Source organism: Microbacterium paraoxydans, from assembly GCF_020524545.1.
In the GTDB taxonomy this organism is placed as follows: domain Bacteria; phylum Actinomycetota; class Actinomycetes; order Actinomycetales; family Microbacteriaceae; genus Microbacterium; species Microbacterium paraoxydans_C.
In genome coordinates, this window is record NZ_JAIVLG010000001.1 from 56,124 (window position 1) to 72,410 (window position 16,287).

A 16,287-nucleotide genomic window follows, 5' to 3' on the forward strand; every position below is an offset into this window, starting at 1 on the left:
CCGGTGCGGGCTCGCCGAGTTCAGGCGGTCAGCCAGACGGCGTCCGCGCCGTCGGCGACCTCCACCTTGGTTCCGTCGACTCTGAACCCGCGTGCGGTGACGCCCACCTTCGCGCCGACGGTCACACCCGCCGCCTCCAGCGAGCGCAGAAGCTCGGGGTCCCTGTCGTCGACCCGCAGCACGCGCCCCGTGTGCCCTATCGGAGCATCGGCGAGCAGCACGAAGGGTTCGCGCTCGATGCGGCCGTCGGCGTCGGGGATCGCATCGCCGTGCGGATCGAAACGGGGGCGTCCCAGGCGAGCGTCGATGCCTTCCAGCAGCCGGTCGCTGATGGTGTGTTCGAGCACCTCGGCCTCGTCGTGGACCTCGTCCCAGCCGTAGTCGAACTCCTGCACCAGCCAGGTCTCGATCAGCCGGTGCCGGCGCACCATCGCGAGGGCACGGGTCGTACCGGCATCCGTCAGCCGCACCGCGCCGTAGGGCACGTGCGAGACGAGCCCGGCGGCCGCGAGCTTCTTCACCATCTCGGTGACGGACGACGGAGCGATGCCGAGCTTCGCGGCGAGCACCGACGGGGTGATCGGTGCGTCCTGCCACTCGGTGTGCGCGTAGACGGTCTTCAGATAGTCGTCAGCTGCGGGGGAGGCCACCTGATCAGCCTACGCGGTGCTCTCCCGCGCCCGTGCTGCGACGGCGGTCAGCCCAGGGCGCTCAGGAAGATGAACGCGGCCTGACCCGCGAAGAACAGGACGAGGAATCCGAGGAGGGCGGCGGCCAGCGAGAGCCGGCCATCGAACCCCTCCACCTCGTCGATGCCGACCTTGCGGGCGCGGAAAGCGAGCACGAGGGTTGCCACGCCCAGGACCAGCTGCACCCAGGGGCTGGCGACCCCGATGACCTTCGGGAAGGCGATCAGCAGCCCGCCGATGACGCCGGTCGCGAAGCCGATCCAGGTGAGGATGCGGACGGTGCGGCGGGCGCTCTCGGCAGACATGCTTCGAGCCTATCCGGGCTCAGGCTCCCGTCAGCACCAGCCAGAGCAGAGCGCCGTTCAGCGCGATCAGCAGCACGGAGGCCAGGATGCCGGCCACCGTCGTCCACCGTCGATTGACCCAGGCGCCGAGGGTCCGCCGCTGCGCCGTGAGCACGACCAGCGGGACCAGGGCGAACGGGATCCCGAACGACAGCACCACCTGACTGAGCACGAGGGCGAGTGTCGGATCGAAACCGATCCCGAGGATCACGAGAGCGGGGATCAGCGTCACCAGCCGCCGTGCGAGCAGGGGGATGCGCACGTGCAGCAGGCCGTGCATGATCTCGGCTCCCGCGTAGGCGCCGACCGACGTCGAGGCCAGGCCGGAGGCGAGCAGTCCGACAGCGAAGAACGTGGCCACGACCGGTCCGAGGCCGGCGGCGAGGGCCGCGTGCGCACCCTCGAGCGAGTCGGTGCCTTCGACCCCCGCCAGGTTCGCGGCGGCGAGCAGGAGGATGCAGAGGTTGACCGAGCCCGCGATCACCATCGCGACCGAGACGTCCCAGCGGGTGGCGGTGAGGAGCCGCCGGATACGGGAGGTCTCGGTGCGCACGGCCTCGTCGCCGACGTGGGCGGTCGCGGCCCCGAAACGGTCGCGGGCGAGGGACGAGTGCGCGTAGATCGCATGCGGCATGATCGTCGCACCGAGGATCGAGGCCGCCAGCAGCACGGAACCGGTGTCCTCGAAGCGCGGCACCATGCCGCCCAGGACTCCTGCCGGATCCGGCGGAGCCACGAACACACCGGCGACGAAGCCGATCGTGATGACGGCCATCAGGCCGATGATCACGAACTCGAACGGACGGGCGCCACGGCGGTTCTGCACTGTGAGGAGGATCATCGAGACGGCGCCGGTGATCAGACCGCCGAGCAGCAGTGGCACGTCGAAGAGCAGGTACAGGGCGACCGCTCCGCCGATGATCTCCGCGAGATCGGTGGCCATCGCGACGAGCTCGGCCTGCACCCAGTACGCCCGGCGGGCCCACGGTCGGCGCAGGCGGGTGCCCAGCACCTCGGGAAGACTCTGCCCCGTCACGACGCCCAGCTTCGCGGAGAGGTACTGGATGAGCCAGGCCATGACATTGCCCGCGACGACGACCCAGACCAGCAGGTAGCCGTACTGCGCCCCCGCGGTCATGTTGCTCGCGACGTTTCCCGGGTCGAGGTAGGCCACGCCCGCGACGAGGGCGGGACCGAGCAGCCACAGACCCCGCGGCGCGGTGGCCGTCTTCAGATCCATCGTCTCTCGCGGAAGCACAGAATTTTTAGGCACACCGAAACCGTAGCGCATTTTTCGGTCCACCTAAATCCTTCACCGCACCAGCCGACACGCCAGATGTCGGACCGTCGGCGCCCATCCGTCCGACATCTGGCGTGTCGGCCCTGCGGTGAGCAGCGATAACCTTGCGGGATGGATGACGCCGCGCCGGGGAACACCCGTGCAGCCGTTCCGGCGGATGCGACCCACGGTGGATCGACCCTGCAGCCCGGTTACGGGGTCGGGCCGTGGCCGGGGGGCGAGGACGCATGGCCTGAAGGCGCGCAGTACGACCCGGAGCTGCTCGCCGCCGGAGACACCCGCAACGTGATCGACCGCTACCGCTACTGGCGGATGGAGGCGATCGTCGCCGACCTCGACACCCAGCGGCACCCGTTCCACGTCGCGATCGAGAACTGGCAGCACGACATGAACATCGGGTCGATCGTGCGCAGCGCCAACGCCTTCCTCGCCGACACCGTGCACATCATCGGTCGCCGGCGGTGGAACAAGCGCGGAGCGATGGTGACAGACCGCTACCAGCACGTCGTGCACCACGAAGACGTCGAGACCTTCGCGGTGTGGGCTGCGGACGAAGGGCTTCCGATCATCGCGGTCGACAACGTCGACGGTGCCGTCCCCGTCGACAGGGCGGATCTCCCGCAACGCTGCGTGCTTCTTTTCGGCCAGGAGGGGCCGGGATTGTCCAGCGACGCGCTCGCCGCGGCCTCCGCGCACATCGAGATCACCCAGTACGGCTCGACACGCTCGATCAACGCCAGCGCCGCGGCCGCCGTGATCATGTACGAGTGGTGCCGCCGGTACGCCGGCTGAGACGCAGTCGAGCTCCGAGGCTCAGCCGAGGCGCGCGGCGACGGTGAGCTGGTCGGCGACGGTGAGCCGCACGTCGTGCAGGCGCAGGGCGGTTTCGCCGAAGCCGAGCTCGTCGTTCAGATCGTACGTGCGTCCGTTCTGCGCCCGGATGGTTCGACGGACTGCGCGCAGCGCGAGCGCGACCACCAGGTTCCCACTCGTCACGCGGACATCGCGGACGGTGATGATGCCCGAGGGGTCGATGTCGATGCGTGCCGTCGCCCGCGCGGAAGCGGGGAAGATCCGCCAACGGACGCCGGCGGCACCGTCGATGCGGACGCCGTCGGGCCCGTCCGGCACGACGGTGGCGGTGAGGCGTCGCAGACGCACGCCGCCCGCCTTCAGAGCCGGGCGCAGGACAGCGGTCAGCAACCGGGGCAGATCCGTTGCCGCGAGCGACGCCAGGAACGAGCCCCGCATCCCCGCGCCGTCACCGACGACCTCGATGCCGAACCGGCTCTCCGGGCGCCCGGCGACGACGGGCGTCGCGTAGACCAGCCACTCGATCGGGGCGTCGTACACCTGAGCATCGATCACGACCGGAATGCGCTCGACGCGCACGGGGCGTGCGATCAGTCGGATCGTGCGTGCGGTGCCAGCACGTCGGCTCCGTACCTCCGGGGTGTCCGCCGGGACGGTTACGGGTGCGGAAGGGGCGGTGTCGTGCGTCGGCATGCGCAGCCGGAGATCCACTGCGCTGGCGTCGAGCGTCAGATGCTCCAGGTCGTCGCCGTCCAGCTCGCACGAGACGCGCACATCCTCGAGTCCGCGAACCTCGAGCTCCGACGCGTCGGGGCGGATCGACGCCCGCACCCATCGCGTGACCGTGTCCGCGCTCTCCGGCCAGGGTGATGTTGTCGTCATGCCGTCGCCTCCAGCCAGCGTCCTGAGCGCACACGCCAGCCCAGAGTACCGAGCCGGGCGAGCAGATAGACGCCGAAGAAGGCCACGGCGAGCCAGACGAGGCCCGGCGCGCCGTCCACCCCCACCGCGGCGATGATCCACAGAGCGGGCAGGAACGGTACGAGGTTCAGGCCGCCGGCGATGGCGAGGTACCGCGCATCGTTCGCGCCCATGAGCACCCCGTCGAGCACGAAGACGACGCCCGCGACGGGCTGGGCGACAGCGAGCACGAGCAGCGCCGGTTGCACGAGAGCGGCGACCTCGGCGTCGCCGGTGAACACGATGCCGAGCACCCCGGACAGGGCGGCGATCACGCCGCCGACGATCACGCCGAACCACGCCCCCCATGCCACGGTGCGTGCGAGCACACGGTGCACCTGCCGCTCGTCGCCGGCACCGAGTTCCTTGCCGATCAGCGCTTGTGCGGCGATCGCGAGTGCGTCGAGGGCGAAGGCCGCGGCCGAGAAGATCGTGAAGACGATCTGCCATCCGGCGAGTTCATCGGTGCCGATCCCGGTGGCGACGCCCACCGTCGCGAGCAGCGCGACGCGCAGGCTCACGGTGCGCAGGAACAACCAGCCGCCCGACGCAGCGGTGTTGCGGATGCCGGCGCGCTGTGCCCGGAGTGAGGCACTGTGGCGCGTGGCCAGCTGGCGGACGACCAGGGCGTAGGCGGCCACCATGCCCCACTGCGCGGTCACGGTTCCGGCGGCGGAGCCTGCGATGCCCCAGCCGAGTCCGTAGATGAAGAGCCAGTTGAGCAGGGCGTTCGCCCCGAAGCCGAGTCCCGCGATCCAGAGCGGTGTCATGGTGTCCTGCATGCCCCGGAGCAAGCCGGTCGCGGCGAACACGATCAACATCGCGGGGAGACCCCACATGGAGATCACGAGGTACTCGTTGGCCTGGGCGGCGACGGCATCGCTCGCGCCGAACAGCGACACGAGCCACGGCGAGGAGACCGCGCCGATCACGGCGAGCACGGCCCCCAACCCGAGGGCGAGCCACATGCCGTTGATGCCGACCGACACGGCCTCGCCGGGCTGACCTGCGCCGAAACGACGTGCCACTGCGGGTGTGGTGGAGTACGCAAGGAAGACCATGAGTCCGACGATGGTCTGCAACACGGCCGCGGCGATGCCGAGTCCGGCGAGCGGCGTCGTGCCGAGGTGCCCGACCAGCGCGGCATCCACGATGAGGAAAGCCGGCTCCGCGACCAGCGCGCCGAAAGCAGGAACGGCCAGGCGCAGGATCTCTCGATTGAGGGAGGTGCGCGCGGTCATCCTCCGAGCCTATGACCTGGCGCCGACCTCATCCGCCCGGCTCAGGCGCCCACGGGCAAGCGGATGTCGAACCGCGACCCGCCGTCGGCGTTGTGGGCGCTGATCACGCCGTGGTGTGCTTCGACGATGCCCCGTGCGATCGCCAGCCCGAGACCGGCGCCGCTCGTGCCGTGGACGCTCGTGCCGGGCGTTCGCGCGTCGGTGCCCCGCCATCCCGGTTCGAAGACGCTCGCCAGGTCGTCGTGCGCGATGCCGGAGCCGGTGTCCTGGACGGAGAGCACCATCGCGTCGTCTTCGCGGGTGGTCCTGATGCGGATGGTCCCGCCGGCCGGCGTGTGCTCGATCGCGTTGGCGAGCAGGTTGGTCATGACGCGAGCGAGTTCGCGGGCGTCCCCGACGACGGTGTGATCCGGGCTGGTCAGCTCGACGAGCGCGACGTCCTTGGCCCGGGCGATCGGCGCGAGCTCGGCGACCGCATCACTGACGAGGTCGTGCAGCGACATCGGTTCGAGGCGGAGCGTGAGAGTGCCGGAGGAGATCTTCGAGACCTCGAACAGGTTGTCGACCAGGTCGCTCATGTGGTCGACCTGGCGGCGCATCTGACGGTGGAAGCGGGCGGGATCCTCGGCGAGACCGTCATCGAGCGCTTCCGTCATCGCGCGCAGGCCGGCGAGGGGACTGCGCAGGTCGTGCGAGATCCACGCGATCAGCTCACGCCGGGAGCGATCGAGGAGCTGCACCTCCTCCCGTGCCGCTGCGAGTCTCTCGCTGGTCGAGACGAGTTCGGCGGCCACGCGGGCGAACTCCGTGTTCACGGGAAGGGCACCCGTGTCCTCGAGCAGTTCGCCCTCGCCGACCGAATGCGTCAGCTTCTGCAGGGATCGGGCGTCGCGGACGAGACGAGCCGCCAGCACCACGGCGACGCCGACCGCCACGACAGCGGAGATGGCGGTGACCACGACAACGACGAGAAGGTCGTGGGGGGAGATGTACATCGCCTCGGCGACCGCGAGCACCCCGGCGGCGAAGGACACCACCACGGCGAGGATGACGATGCACAGCTGCAGCATCAGCGAGCGACGGCGCAGCAGCCACAGGGCGAGCAGCCCAGAGCCTCCGACGAGAAGAGCCCACCCGAGCGCGATGGCCGCGATCGTGACGACATCGGCGAACGGCATCAGCGGTCCTCCCACTCGAGGCGGTACCCCACGCCCCACACGGTCACGAGGACCGTGGGGGAGCCGGGGTCGTCTTCGATCTTCTCCCGCAGCCGCCGGGTGGTGACCGTGACCGTCGAGAGGTCTCCGATCTCCCATCCCCAGACCCGACGCAGCAGCGTGGGCCGATCGAATGTCTGGCGCGGGTGCTTGAGGAAGAACGCGAACAGCTCGAACTCGCGCACCGACAACTCGAGCGGCACACCCTCCCGGGTGACGATCCTCGCCGAGGGATCGAGATGGAAGGGACCGAGATCGAACGGAGCCTCGCGCGCGAACTCGGGAAGGCTCCGCCGCAGCACCGAATTCACCCTGAGGACCAGCTCACGGGGGGAGAACGGCTTGACGACGTAGTCGTCGGCTCCGGCTTCCAGGCCGTCGATGCGGTCCTCCTCCGAACCGAGCGCGGTGAGCATGATGATCGGGACGTCCGAGCCGGCCCGGATGCGGCGGCACACCTCGGCGCCGTCGATGCCCGGGAGCATCCGGTCGAGCACGATCAGGTCGGGAGCGCTCGCCGCGGCCGAGGCCAGGCCGGTGAAACTGTCGGTGGCGTGATCGACCAGGTATCCCGCGGCGCGCAGGTACGCCTGGACGACTTCGCTCACCGTCGCATCGTCCTCGATCACGAGCACCCGACGGTCGGCGAGTTCCGCGAGGTGCGGAGGCGGAACGGGCGGCGCGGACATGCTCTCATCGTAGGTTCGGAGGTCGCCCCCGTCACCCGCTCGGAGGGCAACCTTCCTCGGTTCGTAAGAGTTGACGGATGTCGCCGGGGGACATTTTCTCTAGCGTCGCGATATGGCTTTTCCCACGGACGTCGTCTTCCCCTGTCTGAATGAAGCGGAGGCGCTGCCCGGGGTGCTGGCCGCCCTGCCTCCTGGGGCGCGGGCCATCGTCGTCGACAACGGATCCACCGACGGATCGGCGGAGATCGCGCGCCGTCTCGGCGCGACGGTTGTCGAGGAGCCGCGGCGCGGCTACGGCGCGGCGGTGCATGCGGGATTGTGTGCGGCCACGGCACCCGTCGTCGCCTTCTGCGACGCCGACGGGTCGTTCGATCTGGCGCAACTCGACAGGCTCGCGGGGCCCGTGCACCGAGGAGAGAGCGACCTCGTGTTCGGGCGTCGCCGGGTCGGTGGTCGCGGGGCGTGGCCGGTCCATGCGCGAGTCGCGAATTCGGTGCTGTTGTCGATGGTGCGTCGACGCACCGGGCTCTCGATGCACGACCTCGGTCCGTTCCGGGCCGGTCGCCGCGAGATGCTTCTCGGCCTGGGCATGGAGGACCGGCGCAGCGGCTATCCCCTCGAACTCCTGCTGCGTGCCTGGCGGAAGGGGCTTCGCATCGGCGAGACCGATGTCTCGTACCGCCCTCGGACCGGGCGCTCGAAGGTCACCGGGACCGTGCGGGGAACGCTGATCGCGGTGTCGGACATGCATCGGACGCTGAGGAAGCTCGCATGAACACCGAGGCGACGATCATCGTGATGGCGAAGGAGTGCCTGCCGGGAAAGGTCAAGACCCGGCTGCATCCGCCCTTCGCGCTGGAGGAGGCTGCGGACATCGCGGCGGCGAGCCTCGCCGACACCCTCGAGGCGGTGGGGGCCACCGGCTTGCCGGTGGTCGTGTGTGCGCAGGGCGAGGTGGCCGTCCCCGCGGGTTTCCGGGTCATTCCACAGGTCTCGGGCGGGCTGGACGAGCGGATCGGCGCAGCGCTGGACTCCGTCCCCGGGAGGGTGCTGCTGATCGGGATGGACACCCCTCAGGTGGATCCGATACTGCTGCGCGCACTCGCCGACGACTGGCCGGACGACGTCGACGCCTGGATCGGACCGGCGACCGACGGAGGCTTCTGGCTCCTCGGGATCGACGATCTTCGCCCCGGGCGGTTGGGATCGTGGTCGCGGGGAGATCTCGTCCGTGGTGTGCCGATGTCAGTGTCGGACACCGGGGCCCGCCAGCGTCGGAGTCTGGTGCGGATGCGGCTCCGCGTGCGGGACGCCCCGCCTCTCACGGACATCGATGACCTCGCGTCGTTGCGGGAGGTCGCGGCCGTCCTGCCGCCGGACGGGCATCTCGCCGGTCTGCTTCCCCGCTTCGCCGATGTCCTGGAGGACGGGGCCGGCGTCGGCGGTGCGGGCGAGGGGAACGGCCGAGGATGAGCAACGCGACGGCCGCCCACTTCGGCGCCGGAGGCGATGCGCCCTACGACTTCGCCCTGCGCAACGGCGGAGGGGTGCTGCGGCTGATCGAGCTCGGGGAGGGAACCGAGCATCGGGTCGAGGTCGGTCGGTTCCTCTCCGCCGCGGATGCCGCCGACGACTCGGTGATCACGCGGATCCGAGGGCCGGTGCTCGACGTCGGGTGCGGGCCCGGGCGGATACTCCACGCCGCGATCGTGGCCGGGCACCTCGGGCTGGGGGTCGACGTCGCGATCTCCGCCGTCGAGCACGCCAGGGAGCAGGGTCTGCCCGCTCTGCACCGCTCGGTGTTCGACCCGTTGCCCCAGGAGGGCTCGTGGGGCACGCTGCTGCTCCTGGACGGGAACATCGGCATCGGGGGCGAGCCGGACGTGCTGCTCGCCCGGTGCGGCCAGATCGTCGCCCCCGGCGGACGCGTCATCGTCGAAGTCGATCCGCACCCGACGCGCGACCGGGGGTATCAGGCGACCGTCGTCGACATCGACGGTCGGTCGAGCTCGCCCTTCCCGTGGTACGAGATCGGAGCGACGGCGCTCCGCGATCGGGTGGACGGCACCGGGCTGCAGATCGTCGAGACGTGGACGCTGTCGGGCCGGGCGTTCGTGAGCCTCACCCGTCGGCAGGCTCCGATTCGCGGGTGACATCCGGGCCGCGGGATGCCGATGTCGCGGCCCGTGGCCGCAGGCGATGGCGCACCGCGCTGAAAACGGTGAGCAGGCCGTCATGCACGACGACGACGGCGAGCAGCCACACGGCGACGCTGAACAGCTGAGCGAAGTCCTGTGCGGAGAGCATCAGCCAGGCGCCCCAGAGCAGCAGCGCGACACCGACCGTCGCGAGGGCGATTCTGGCGGCCCTCATCGGAGGACCTCGATCGAGGACAGCCACTTGGTCTGCAGCACGCCGGGCCGTCCGGGGGCGATGACGCGCGCCGGATAGCCGTGGTCGAGGTCGAGGCGCTGCCCGTTGACCTGCAGGGCGACCAGCGTGAGAGGGTCGCCGACATACTGGGGCGGCATCGTGGTGGCCCGGAACGCGCCGCGCTGCTGCAGGCTGCGGAAGCGGATCGTGGCGTCTTCGGGGGCGTCGACAGTGGTCAGGAGATCCCGCAGTCGGACGCCCGTCCAGGTCGCGTCGACCGTCCACCCCTCGACACAGGCGATCGGGAGCCGGACGGTGCGCTGCGGCAGTCGTTCGAGCCCGTCGGCCGTGAAGGCGCGGGTCATCCCTCCGCCGACGACCATCAGCGTCCACGCCGGATCGAGGGCGAGCGCGGTCACCTCGGCATGCCGCGCAGAACGGTTGACGGGCAGATCCTGAGGGCTGTCCGCGCGGGCGCGGGGCTCTCGGAGGCTGAACGGGCCGACAGGGGTGACGGCGTGGGCGAGCGCGGCAGCACCGAGCAGTGCGGAGGCGCCGCCGACCCCCGCGAGGAAGCGGCGTCGGGAGAGGTGATCGGTCATGGCGTCGTGTCCTCGTCGGGGCGCGAGCGCCAGGCGGCGGCGATCGCGGGGAGATGCACCGCGATGTGCACGGCCATCGCACCGAGGAGGACCCAGGCCAGCGCGAAGTGCGTGCGGCGGAAGGAGAACTCCCACGGATACCACTGCAGGGTGTTCAGAACACCGGTGATCGGCTCCATCAGCGCGGCGGCCACCAGCACCGCCAGGCTCACACGCTCCAGCAGGTGTGGGAAGCTGCGCACCGGAGGCCAGGCGAAGAGCTTCGGGAACACGACCCACAGCTTCGCCAGGAGCAGCGGGATGAGCATCGAACCCGTCACGACGTGGATCCCCTGGTTCCACGCATAGAGGTGGATCGGACGCGTCGGCAGCGCCAGCCAGGGCAGCGGATCCTGCTGGAGGTGGCTGTACAGGCCGGTGAGGAAGCAGACGAGGAAGGCGAGGCCGAGCAGTCTGCCGATGACGACGGCCATCCGCGTCGTGCGCAAGGGGGAGCCCAGGGCTCGCTGGGCACGCTCGGACCGATCCTGGAGCGCGACCGAGAGCCGTTCGGTCACCGAACCGCTCGAGTGGTCGTCGCGCATGTCCTCAGTATGCGGACCGCGACCGCTCGGGCGCGGGCGGATCGGGAACCTGTCATCGGGGTGTAAGGAAATGGGGTGCCGGTATGCCGCCTCCACGGGCACGCTGGGAGCATGACTGACGCGCAGCCGGGCCGGATCGAGTTCGCCGTGATCGGAGGGTCGGGTTTCGAAGCGCTCGATCTCGAGGGCAGACGAGTCCTCCCCGCTGCGGACTCGCCGTGGGGAGGCGTTCCCGAGATCGTCGTCGGTCTGCTGCACGGTCGCGCGGTGGCGTTCGCACCTCGGCACGGTGAGGGGCATCGCGTGCCGCCGCACCGGGTCAACGCCAGGGCGCTGCTCTGGGGCCTGCGGAGACTCGGGGCGCGCGTGCTGCTGTCGACCAACGCGGTGGGTGGGCTGTCGTCGTCGCTCGCGCCCGGGGACTTCGTGCTGACCGATCAGCTCATCGACAGGACGCACGGCAGGGCCGACACCTACTTCGACGGGGACATCGAGATCGCCGGTGTGCAGCATCTGCCGTTCGCGGAGCCCTACGACCGGGGCCTGCGCGAGATCGCGTTCCGGGTGCTCCGTGACCGGGGGGAGCGCGTGCACGCCGCGGGGACCAGCGTCGTGGTGCAGGGACCGCGATTCGCGACAGCCGCCGAGGCCGACTGGCACCGTGCGATGGGAGCCTCTCTGGTCAACATGACCCAGCTGCCCGAGGCTGCGCTGGCGGCCGAGCTCGGATTCGCGCACGTGAACCTCGCGATCGTGACCGACACCGACACCGAGCACGGCGAGACGGAGGACGACACCTCGGCCACCGCGGAACGCGTGTTCGCTGTGATGGCGCAGGCGCAGCCTCGGTTGAGTGCGGCCGTGGCGGCGCTCATCGCCGCGATCCCTCCGGGATACGAGCCGCCCGAGCGTCTGGCGCCCCAGGTGGTCGCTGCGCTGATCGGGGCGCGAGCATGAGTGGACTCCTGCTCGTCACCGGCGGGGCCGGTTTCATCGGCTCTGCGATCGTCGACGAGGCGATCGCCGCGGGCTGGCGGGTTCGAATCATCGATTCCCTGCGCCCGGACGTGCACGGCAGATCCGCCTCCGAGGCGGAGGGCGGGCGGGAGGTCGAGTTCGTCGCTGCCGATGTGCGCGACCGCGATGCCGTGCGCCGCGCGTTGATCGGCGTCGACGCGGTCTGTCATCAGGCGGCGAAGGTCGGACTCGGCGTCAGCATCCACGATGCCCCCGACTATGTGGGCTCGAACTCGCTCGGCACGGCGGTGGTGCTCTCGGCGATGGCGGAGGCCGGGATCGAACGCCTCGTCCTCGCGTCGTCGATGGTGGTCTACGGCGAAGGGCTCTACCGGGAGGGGGATCGCCTCGTGCAGCCCGCGCCGCGGAGTCGGTCGGACCTGGAGTCGGGCCGCTTCGAGCCGCGGTCGCCCCACACCGGCGAGCCCCTCCAGCCGACGTCGATCCCCGAGGAGCAGCCCTGCGATCCGCGCAACGCCTACGCCGCGACGAAGCTCGAGCAGGAGCTGCTGGCTCGGACGTGGGCGTACGACGGGGGACGGGCGGCGCTGCTGCGCTATCACAACGTCTACGGCCCGGGGATGCCCCGGAACACGCCGTACGCGGGAGTGGCGTCGATCTTCCGCTCGGCCCTCGAGCGCGGCGAGGCGCCCCGCGTCTTCGAGGACGGTCAGCAGCGACGCGACTTCATCCATGTCCGAGACGTGGCGCGCGCCAATATCGCCGCTCTCGAGTGGACGGATCGCGCGGCACCGGGGACCACGCGTGCGTTCAACGTCGCCACGGGCGTCCCGCACACGATCGGGGAGTTCGCCGATGCGCTCGCGGCGGCGTTCGGAGGGCCGCAGCCGGTGCGGACGGGGGAGTTCCGGTCGGGGGATGTGCGCCACATCACCGCGTCGGCGGATCGCATCGGTCGAGAACTGGGGTGGCAGCCGCAGGTCGGGTTCGACGACGGGGTGCGTGAGTTCGCGCATGCCCCGCTGCGCACGGGGGCGGACGTCTGATGGCGGGTGCGGCGACGCGTCCGGGACCGCGCCTCGCCGTCTGGGGGACGGCCGCCGCCGTGGTGCTCATCGCGGCCGCGATCCTGATCCCGGCGCTCACGGGATGGAACGTGCGCGTCAAGTCGTTCCCCCCGCTGCACGCGGAGTGGGCGCCGCGGGTCGGACCGGGAACGCCTGTGGCGGTACTGCTCGGCGTGGCCGGCGTGATCTGGGGTCCGCGGCTCGCATCCTCGGCCCGGTGGGGGCGGCTGCTGCTGCTCTCGTTCGCGGCGTCCGCGCTGTGGCTGTTCGCGCTCGCCACGGTGGACGGGCTCGACGGCATCGGCACCATCCTCGACCACCGGTACGAATACCTCGGCACCGCGCGGGAGGTCGACGACTTCGGGGCCACGCTCCGGGAGTACATCGAGCGGATTCCCTATGCGCATGAGGACAACTGGCCCGTGCACATCGCCGGCCATCCGCCGGGGGCCTTGCTCTTCTTCGTGGTCCTGGTGCGGATCGGGCTCGGGAGCGCGCTCGCCGCCGGGTTCGTGGTCCTGCTCCTGGGCGCCACGACGGTGGTGGCGGTCCTGATCACCCTGCGGGCGCTCGGGGCGACCGATCTCGCCCGTCGTGCGGCTCCGTTCCTGGTGTTCACCCCCGCGGCCATCTGGATCGCCGTCTCGGGCGACGGAATGTTCATGGCCGTCGCCGCGTGGGGGATCTGCCTGTTGGCGCTCGCGACGCGTTCTCGCGGCGCCGCGAGGATCGCGTGGTCGGTCGGGGCCGGTCTCCTGCTCGGATACTGCGTGATGCTCTCGTACGGTCTCCCGCTGCTGGGAGTGCTCGCCGTCGCCGTGCTGGTGGCGGGGAGGTCGTGGATCCCGTTGCCGATCGCCGCGGTCTCGGCGGTCGCCGTCGTGGGTGCGTTCGCGGTCTTCGGCTTCGCCTGGTGGGAGGCGTTCCCGGTGCTGCAGCAGCGCTATTGGGACGGGGTGGCGTCGCGTCGACCGCCCGAGTACTGGCTGTGGGGGAACCTCGCCGCCTTCGCGGTCAGCGCGGGGCCGGCCATCGGTGCGGCCTTCGCCGCGGTCGGGGCCTGGGCGATCCGTCGACCGCGCGAGCGGCGTCAGGTCCCGGAACTCCGCACCGGGTCAGGGCAGGGATGGGAGCCGCGCACCATCGTGCTGATGCTGTGTGCCGCTGGGGTGCTCATGGTGCTCCTGGCCGACGTGTCGAACATGAGCAGGGCGGAAGTGGAGCGCATCTGGTTGCCGTTCGTCCCGTGGATCACGATCGGTCTGGCGCTCTTCGAGGAACGGACGCGCCGGTGGCTGCTGGCGGTGCAGATCGTCGCCGCGATCGTCGTCCAGTCGCTGCTGCAGACCGGATGGTGAGTGCGGGCGGTCCCGCCTGGACCCGGCGGGGGAGGGTCGTCATAGGCTGGGGCGCATGACTGACGTTCTTCCCGTGGGCCTCGCCCTTGATGAGTTCAGCTCCGACATCCGCCCGCAGGACGACCTCTATCGCCACGTGAACGGCGCCTGGCTCGCCCGCACCGAGATCCCGGGCGACAAGGCGCGCTGGGGCTCTTTCCACCTTCTCGCCGAGCAGGCCGAGAAAGACGTACGTGCGATCGTGGAGGAATCGCAGGACGCAGCGGAGGGCACACTCGCCCGCAAGATCGGCGACCTGTTCGCGAGCTTCATGGACACCGAGCGCATCGACGCCGCGGGTGTCGCCCCGCTTGCCGAGACCCTGGCCGAGATCGACGCGATCGACGGGATCCCGGCGTTCCTGCGTACCGTTGGCGCCTATGACCGCGACGGTCGCGCTTCCGTGATCGGGCTCTACGTCGACGGCGACCCCGGCGACCCCGAGCGCTATCTCCCGGTGCTCGTGCAGGCGGGCCTGTCGCTGCCCGACGAGAGCTACTTCCGCCTCGACACGTTCGCCGACACCCGCGCCGCGTACCGCGCACATCTCGGGCGACTGCTCGAACTCGCGGGTGTCCCGGACGCGGCAGCGAGCGCCGACCGCTCGATCGCGCTCGAGACCGAGCTGGCGGGCCACCACTGGGACAACGTCCGCAGCCGCGATGCGGTCGCGACCTACAACCTCAAGACCTGGGACGAGCTCCAGGAGCTCACCGGCGTCGACCTGACGCCGTGGCGCGAGACGGTCTCGCCCTCGAACCCCGCAGCCTTCGACGAGGTCGTCGTGTCGCAGCCGAGCTTCTTCGAGGGACTCGGCGCACTGCTCACCCCCGAGCGTCTCGACGACTGGAAGGCGTGGCTGCGGGCGAAGGTCGTTCACGCCGCGGCACCGTACCTGACCGACGATCTCGTGCAGGAGAACTTCTCGTTCTACGGCACCGAGCTCACCGGCGTCCCCACGATGCGCGAGCGCTGGAAGCGCGGCGTCTCGCTCACCGAGGGAGCGCTCGGCGAGGCGATCGGCAAGGTGTACGTCGAGCGGCACTACCCGCCGACGGCGAAGGCCGCGATGGACGAGCTGGTCGCGAACCTCATCGAGGCGTACCGCCGGAGCATCACCGACCTCGAGTGGATGACCGCGGAGACCCGCGAGCGCGCGCTCGCGAAGCTCGATTCGTTCACGCCGAAGATCGGTCACCCCGAGGTGTGGCGCGACTATTCGAGTCTCGAGATCGACCGAGACGACCTGTTCGGCAACGTGCGTCGCGCGTCGATCTTCGAGCACGACCGCAACGTCGACAAGGTCGGGAAGCCGATCGACCGTACCGAGTGGCACATGCCGCCGCAGATGGTCAACGCGTACTACAACCCGTCCATGAACGAGATCGTGTTCCCTGCGGCGATCCTGCAGTATCCGTTCTTCGACGCCGGCCGTGACGCGGCCGCCAATTACGGGGGCATCGGCGCGGTGATCGGCCACGAGATCGGCCACGGCTTCGACGACCAGGGCAGCCGCTACGACGGCGACGGCCGACTGCAGGACTGGTGGACCGATGCCGACCGCTCGGCGTTCGAAGAGCGCACCAAGGCGCTCATCGCCCAGTACGACGCGCTGGTTCCGGAGGGCCTCGACGCCGAGCATCACGTCAACGGCGCCCTCACGATCGGGGAGAACATCGGCGACCTCGGCGGCCTCGGCATCGCGCTCCGGGCATACGAGCTGTCGTTGGACGGTGCGGAGGCGCCGGTGATCGACGGCTACACGGGTGTGCAGCGGCTGCTGCTCTCGTGGGCGCAGGTGTGGCAGCAGAAGAGCCGCGACGCCGAGACCCTGCGACTGCTCACGATCGACCCGCACTCGCCGAACGAGTTCCGCTGCAACCAGATCGTGCGCAACATCGATGCGTTCTACGAGGCGTTCGGAGTGGCCGAGACCGACGCGCTGTGGTTGCCCGCGGCCTCGCGGGTGACCATCTGGTGACCAAACGTCGCACTCTGTGAAGCATCCCCCGGCGGTGGGGTTACGATAGCCC

18 protein-coding genes are annotated in these 16,287 nt (G+C 70.4%); 8 read left to right on the plus strand and 10 right to left on the minus strand.

Annotated elements, in window-relative coordinates; genetic code table 11:
• Positions 1-20: 20 nt before the first annotated feature.
• Genes LC041_RS00270 through LC041_RS00280 form a run of 3 tightly spaced genes read right to left on the minus strand, consistent with a single transcriptional unit; the run spans position 21 to position 2,273 of the window.
• Positions 21-650 carry a metal-dependent transcriptional regulator gene (locus tag LC041_RS00270; protein WP_226530968.1) on the minus strand — a complete coding sequence of 210 codons (630 nt, stop codon included), beginning with the start codon at positions 648-650 and terminating at the stop codon, positions 21-23.
• Between the two features lie 47 nt (positions 651-697).
• Positions 698-994, minus strand: a complete 297-nt coding sequence (locus LC041_RS00275; RefSeq protein ID WP_226530969.1) for a hypothetical protein — start codon at positions 992-994, stop codon at positions 698-700.
• A 19-nt stretch (positions 995-1,013) separates the two neighbouring features.
• Positions 1,014-2,273 carry an Nramp family divalent metal transporter gene (locus LC041_RS00280; RefSeq protein ID WP_226530970.1) on the minus strand — a complete coding sequence of 420 codons (1,260 nt, stop codon included), beginning with the start codon at positions 2,271-2,273 and terminating at the stop codon, positions 1,014-1,016.
• A gap of 171 nt (positions 2,274-2,444) precedes the next feature.
• Between LC041_RS00280 and LC041_RS00285 the strand changes: the two genes are divergently transcribed.
• On the plus strand, positions 2,445-3,125 hold the full coding sequence (locus tag LC041_RS00285) for a TrmH family RNA methyltransferase (protein ID WP_226530971.1): 681 nt from the start codon (positions 2,445-2,447) through the stop codon (positions 3,123-3,125).
• Between the two features lie 21 nt (positions 3,126-3,146).
• Here the strand turns inward: LC041_RS00285 and LC041_RS00290 are convergent, their stop codons facing one another.
• Genes LC041_RS00290 through LC041_RS00305 form a run of 4 tightly spaced genes read right to left on the minus strand, consistent with a single transcriptional unit; the run spans position 3,147 to position 7,253 of the window.
• Positions 3,147-4,028, minus strand: coding sequence for a hypothetical protein (locus tag LC041_RS00290; RefSeq protein ID WP_226530972.1), 882 nt, complete (start codon positions 4,026-4,028; stop codon positions 3,147-3,149).
• The gene (locus tag LC041_RS00295) at positions 4,025-5,347 is read right to left on the minus strand and encodes an MATE family efflux transporter (protein ID WP_226530973.1); all 1,323 of its coding nucleotides are present in this window, start codon (positions 5,345-5,347) and stop codon (positions 4,025-4,027) included. The genes LC041_RS00290 and LC041_RS00295 overlap by 4 nt, the downstream gene beginning before the upstream one ends.
• 41 nt (positions 5,348-5,388) lie before the next feature.
• Positions 5,389-6,525 (minus strand): sensor histidine kinase, encoded by a 1,137-nt coding sequence (locus tag LC041_RS00300; RefSeq protein ID WP_226530974.1) that lies wholly within the window; start codon positions 6,523-6,525, stop codon positions 5,389-5,391.
• Entirely contained in the window at positions 6,525-7,253 is a 729-nt protein-coding gene (locus tag LC041_RS00305) for a response regulator transcription factor (RefSeq protein ID WP_226530975.1), read from the minus strand. The genes LC041_RS00300 and LC041_RS00305 overlap by 1 nt, the downstream gene beginning before the upstream one ends.
• A gap of 112 nt (positions 7,254-7,365) precedes the next feature.
• Between LC041_RS00305 and LC041_RS00310 the strand changes: the two genes are divergently transcribed.
• Genes LC041_RS00310 through LC041_RS00320 form a run of 3 tightly spaced genes read left to right on the plus strand, consistent with a single transcriptional unit; the run spans position 7,366 to position 9,406 of the window.
• Positions 7,366-8,028, plus strand: a complete 663-nt coding sequence (locus LC041_RS00310) for a glycosyltransferase family 2 protein (RefSeq protein ID WP_226530976.1) — start codon at positions 7,366-7,368, stop codon at positions 8,026-8,028.
• Positions 8,025-8,726 carry a TIGR04282 family arsenosugar biosynthesis glycosyltransferase gene (locus LC041_RS00315; RefSeq protein ID WP_226530977.1) on the plus strand — a complete coding sequence of 234 codons (702 nt, stop codon included), beginning with the start codon at positions 8,025-8,027 and terminating at the stop codon, positions 8,724-8,726. The genes LC041_RS00310 and LC041_RS00315 overlap by 4 nt, the downstream gene beginning before the upstream one ends.
• A complete protein-coding gene (locus LC041_RS00320) occupies positions 8,723-9,406 on the plus strand; it encodes a class I SAM-dependent methyltransferase (protein ID WP_226530978.1) in 684 nt (227 codons plus the stop codon). The genes LC041_RS00315 and LC041_RS00320 overlap by 4 nt, the downstream gene beginning before the upstream one ends.
• Here the strand turns inward: LC041_RS00320 and LC041_RS00325 are convergent.
• Genes LC041_RS00325 through LC041_RS00335 form a run of 3 tightly spaced genes read right to left on the minus strand, consistent with a single transcriptional unit; the run spans position 9,375 to position 10,812 of the window.
• On the minus strand, positions 9,375-9,626 hold the full coding sequence (locus LC041_RS00325; protein ID WP_226530979.1) for a hypothetical protein: 252 nt from the start codon (positions 9,624-9,626) through the stop codon (positions 9,375-9,377). The two genes, LC041_RS00320 and LC041_RS00325, sit on opposite strands and share 32 nt — an antisense overlap.
• On the minus strand, positions 9,623-10,228 hold the full coding sequence (locus tag LC041_RS00330) for a molybdopterin-dependent oxidoreductase (RefSeq protein ID WP_226530980.1): 606 nt from the start codon (positions 10,226-10,228) through the stop codon (positions 9,623-9,625). Before LC041_RS00330 ends, LC041_RS00325 begins: the two co-directional genes overlap by 4 nt.
• A complete protein-coding gene (locus LC041_RS00335; RefSeq protein ID WP_226530981.1) occupies positions 10,225-10,812 on the minus strand; it encodes a hypothetical protein in 588 nt (195 codons plus the stop codon). Before LC041_RS00335 ends, LC041_RS00330 begins: the two co-directional genes overlap by 4 nt.
• Before the next feature lie 111 nt (positions 10,813-10,923).
• Between LC041_RS00335 and LC041_RS00340 the strand changes: the two genes are divergently transcribed.
• The 4 genes from LC041_RS00340 to LC041_RS00355 are packed head-to-tail and all read left to right on the plus strand — an operon-like array spanning position 10,924 to position 16,235.
• Positions 10,924-11,769, plus strand: a complete 846-nt coding sequence (locus tag LC041_RS00340; protein ID WP_226530982.1) for an MTAP family purine nucleoside phosphorylase — start codon at positions 10,924-10,926, stop codon at positions 11,767-11,769.
• Positions 11,766-12,836, plus strand: coding sequence for an NAD-dependent epimerase/dehydratase family protein (locus LC041_RS00345; RefSeq protein WP_226530983.1), 1,071 nt, complete (start codon positions 11,766-11,768; stop codon positions 12,834-12,836). The genes LC041_RS00340 and LC041_RS00345 overlap by 4 nt, the downstream gene beginning before the upstream one ends.
• Entirely contained in the window at positions 12,836-14,215 is a 1,380-nt protein-coding gene (locus LC041_RS00350; protein ID WP_226530984.1) for a hypothetical protein, read from the plus strand. Before LC041_RS00345 ends, LC041_RS00350 begins: the two co-directional genes overlap by 1 nt.
• 55 nt (positions 14,216-14,270) lie before the next feature.
• Positions 14,271-16,235, plus strand: a complete 1,965-nt coding sequence (locus tag LC041_RS00355; protein WP_226530985.1) for a M13 family metallopeptidase — start codon at positions 14,271-14,273, stop codon at positions 16,233-16,235.
• Positions 16,236-16,287 lie beyond the last annotated feature (52 nt).

Coding starts and splice junctions, on each gene's coding strand:
- LC041_RS00275 (WP_226530969.1), bottom strand. CDS start 994: ATGTCTGCCGAGAGCGCCCGCCGCACCGTCCGCATCCTCACCTGGATC.
- LC041_RS00280 (WP_226530970.1), bottom strand. CDS start 2,273: ATGGATCTGAAGACGGCCACCGCGCCGCGGGGTCTGTGGCTGCTCGGT.
- LC041_RS00285 (WP_226530971.1), top strand. CDS start 2,445: ATGGATGACGCCGCGCCGGGGAACACCCGTGCAGCCGTTCCGGCGGAT.
- LC041_RS00290 (WP_226530972.1), bottom strand. CDS start 4,028: ATGACGACAACATCACCCTGGCCGGAGAGCGCGGACACGGTCACGCGA.
- LC041_RS00295 (WP_226530973.1), bottom strand. CDS start 5,347: ATGACCGCGCGCACCTCCCTCAATCGAGAGATCCTGCGCCTGGCCGTT.
- LC041_RS00300 (WP_226530974.1), bottom strand. CDS start 6,525: ATGCCGTTCGCCGATGTCGTCACGATCGCGGCCATCGCGCTCGGGTGG.
- LC041_RS00305 (WP_226530975.1), bottom strand. CDS start 7,253: ATGTCCGCGCCGCCCGTTCCGCCTCCGCACCTCGCGGAACTCGCCGAC.
- LC041_RS00310 (WP_226530976.1), top strand. CDS start 7,366: ATGGCTTTTCCCACGGACGTCGTCTTCCCCTGTCTGAATGAAGCGGAG.
- LC041_RS00315 (WP_226530977.1), top strand. CDS start 8,025: ATGAACACCGAGGCGACGATCATCGTGATGGCGAAGGAGTGCCTGCCG.
- LC041_RS00320 (WP_226530978.1), top strand. CDS start 8,723: ATGAGCAACGCGACGGCCGCCCACTTCGGCGCCGGAGGCGATGCGCCC.
- LC041_RS00325 (WP_226530979.1), bottom strand. CDS start 9,626: ATGAGGGCCGCCAGAATCGCCCTCGCGACGGTCGGTGTCGCGCTGCTG.
- LC041_RS00330 (WP_226530980.1), bottom strand. CDS start 10,228: ATGACCGATCACCTCTCCCGACGCCGCTTCCTCGCGGGGGTCGGCGGC.
- LC041_RS00335 (WP_226530981.1), bottom strand. CDS start 10,812: ATGCGCGACGACCACTCGAGCGGTTCGGTGACCGAACGGCTCTCGGTC.
- LC041_RS00340 (WP_226530982.1), top strand. CDS start 10,924: ATGACTGACGCGCAGCCGGGCCGGATCGAGTTCGCCGTGATCGGAGGG.
- LC041_RS00345 (WP_226530983.1), top strand. CDS start 11,766: ATGAGTGGACTCCTGCTCGTCACCGGCGGGGCCGGTTTCATCGGCTCT.
- LC041_RS00350 (WP_226530984.1), top strand. CDS start 12,836: ATGGCGGGTGCGGCGACGCGTCCGGGACCGCGCCTCGCCGTCTGGGGG.
- LC041_RS00355 (WP_226530985.1), top strand. CDS start 14,271: ATGACTGACGTTCTTCCCGTGGGCCTCGCCCTTGATGAGTTCAGCTCC.